We start from the raw sequence: 2,468 nt of genomic DNA on the forward strand, positions 1-2,468 counted from the left end.
TGGCAGTCGGGTAAGGATATCACATTGCTGTGACACCCTCCCCTCAGAACTGTGCATGAGAGTTTCCCGCTCACACAGCTCAAGCCAATACTAAGCCGGAGTTTTGCTGACCCCAACCGGAAACAGATACTTAAAACCGTTATTAAAGCCTCGCTCCTGGCAGTCCGGATGTAAGAGTGTGAGATTGGATATATTTCCAGAGCCACCCTCCAACTGACTTTCCAAGTGATGAAGCCTCCAATTGGTAACACTTGTAATTCTTTCCCCACATATAGAGCAGGAACCTTTTTGTCTTTTCCACAATGCCCCGACTTTTTTGCGTCCTTCTTTATTGTTTGCCATCTTTGATGACATCCGATTTTCGAAGTAAGCTTCGTACTTGGGGTCAAAGGGAGTCGCTTCGCTTCGGATTTTTATGTGTCGCCTGATAGGCGTATCCGAGGCATTTTTCAGCGTAATGACAACTGTTGTTTTCATGTTCTCATCTTTGATTGTACAACTAAAACAATGATTTCGTTCTTTGATTTTCTGGAAGTATTTGGTTTGTATCCAAGCCTTGCTTTTATTCGGGTGTCTGCGTTTGGTCCATCGCCTTATGGCTTGCCATATTTCGTAGTCCACCTTTTTGTAGACTTCCTTGGATACTATCGATCGATGATAATTAGCCCAACCTTGTATTTTGGGATTGAGTTTGCGTATAAGATTTTCTTGCGACGCAGTTGCCATCGATTTAATGGTCTTCCTTATACCATTTAGGAACGTTTTTATGTTCTTGTTGCTAGGTTTGATGAGTAACTTTGCATTGGTTCTGCCGAACCTGTACTTGCGTACGTTTTGCCCGAGGAAGTCAAATCCTTCTGAGATGTGAGTAATTTTCGTTTTTTCTTTGGAGAGTTCAAGACCTCTTTCTTTCAGGAATTCCTCAATCAAAGGATATACTTCTTCTACGAGAACGTCCTTTGATTTACCTATTACCACAAAGTCATCTGCATATCTCACAAAGTGAATTCCCCAAGATGATCGTTGTCTACTTTGCCCATATCTATTTAACGAGTTGAATTTTCTTCCCAGTAGGTCTTCTATTCCATCCAGCACCAGGTTCGCGAGGATGGGTGAGGCGATTCCTCCTTGGGGAGTACCTCTTTCTGTGGGGAATAACGTAGCCTGTTCCATGTAACCCGCTTGCAACCATTTCTGTAATACTTTCGTATCACAACAGATATTTTTCAACATCCATTCGTGGCTAATGTTGTCAAAACAACCTTTAATATCGCCTTCCAATACCCATTGTGGGGCATTCTTTCTGGAGAGGTAATTGAATAAAGATTCAATAGCATCTGCAGTACAACGTTCGGGTCTGAACCCGTAGCTGTTCCAATCTGCTTTTGTTTCCGCCATTGGTAAAAGTGCAATAGTATGCAGTGCTTGCATACATCGATCACTCATTACTGGTATACCAAGCGGTCGAAGTTTTCCGTTAGCCTTGGAAATATAAATCCGCCTTAAAGGAGACGGTTGATATCCCGCGCGTTTTAGCGAGTTAACTATGGCGGCTTTGTCTTCTGGAGTTTTTAGGAGTACCCCATCCACTCCGGGTGTTCTTTTACCACGGTTTGTAGTAACTTTCTTAATTGCCAGTATTTTGGCAGCGTAAGAATGCGTTAGTAACCATTGCAGGGCTTTTACCTTGCGCCAGCGACCTTCGCGTGTTGCCTTAGCGATACGGACTTGTAGCCTCATTACCACACGATGAGCCAGGTTCCAGTCAATGGAATCCCAGTTTGCTGCGTGTGTGGGAACCGCATCCATATTTGGTAATACAGTCATTTGCTTGTTTCCCCTTAGTTTTAGGTTCTACATGTTTTCTCGCCATGATTGACCACTCCAACAAGTTAGCCGGCTTTCACCGCAGGGCGATCGTTTCATCCCCTATACGCTTCATTACAAAGCATCCTTCGCTTTTTGTCGGTTCCTATACCCTCTCCTTCATGGGTTTTCCTTACGGTTAACTTGCCTTTGCAGGCGAAGAATAGGGCTTACCTTGTTCCGATGTTGTAACAAGACTGGTTTAGGTTCTATCTTTCCGCCGGACGTGTTATTTGTCTGTGCAATCTAAGCTTCGAGTAGATTGTCCCACGTTTGCCTTTTGGCTGGAGCTTTTCAGTTTCTTTAGCTCATTTGTCTTCACGACGTTTATCGATAGTTCAGTTACCTTAACCATGCCAGTCAGCCTAGCCCTATCCCGGATGAAACTTCCAGGTCAGTTTTGGCCTCACAGCCTTTTCTGATAGCCTCGTAGCTATTCGGTACATTATCTCCCGAGCTTCACACCCAAAGATTACTCTTTACGCGTGTCGGGGCAGGCTACTACCAACAGAATGGTAGGTTTCTCTATTCCCTGTTAACCAGGAAATTGAAACAATTACAACATCAGCTTTACAAGTCACACCGAAGCGTAGACAGCGACT

General features: G+C 44.0%; 1 protein-coding gene. It reads right to left on the minus strand.

All coding sequences use genetic code 11. The features are described 5' to 3' along the window. Positions 1-90: 90 nt before the first annotated feature. On the minus strand, positions 91-1,827 hold the full coding sequence (gene ltrA, locus BW716_RS34795) for a group II intron reverse transcriptase/maturase (protein WP_083730640.1): 1,737 nt from the start codon (positions 1,825-1,827) through the stop codon (positions 91-93). Positions 1,828-2,468: the final 641 nt, after the last annotated feature.

This window comes from [Flexibacter] sp. ATCC 35208 (genome assembly GCF_001975825.1).
In the GTDB taxonomy this organism is placed as follows: Bacteria; Bacteroidota; Bacteroidia; order Chitinophagales; family Chitinophagaceae; genus Chitinophaga.